This is a genomic window from Vibrio sp. 10N.222.49.C9 (assembly GCF_041474985.1).
Lineage (GTDB): Bacteria > Pseudomonadota > Gammaproteobacteria > Enterobacterales > Vibrionaceae > Vibrio > Vibrio crassostreae_C.
The window spans coordinates 1-391 of record NZ_JBFRVD010001475.1; the positions used below are offsets into that span (position 1 = coordinate 1).

Genomic DNA, 391 nt, shown 5'->3' on the forward strand with positions numbered 1-391 from the left:
TGATTACTTGGCCAACTGCACAAAAAACACGCGAAGCAATAGCAAAGCTGCCTCTAGATAGTATTGTATTAGAGACGGACGCACCTGATATGAGGATTTCGGGACAGCAGCATCATCCTAACTCGCCTCATTTTATTCCCTTAATATTTAATCACTTAGTTGAACTTCGGCCAGAAAGCTCTTCTATAATATCTGAGAAAATATGGGAAAATAGTATTTATCTTTTTTCACGTTAGTTTCATTCAGATACAACAAATGTCATTTTTGATTTTCGTTTTGTGATCGCGATCAATATTAAGGTAAACGTTTGCGTATAGAATCTCGCGCAAATGTGACCGGTGACCAGCTTTACTATTTTTTGAACTGTATAATCGCCGACGTTTTAGACACT

Annotated in this window: 1 protein-coding gene; it reads left to right on the top strand. The window is 37.3% G+C overall.

Annotated elements, in window-relative coordinates:
* Nucleotides 1–236: TatD family hydrolase (locus AB4585_RS28830; protein ID WP_372172212.1), on the top strand; the 236-nt coding region annotated here is incomplete at its 5' end.
* Nucleotides 237–391: the final 155 nt, after the last annotated feature.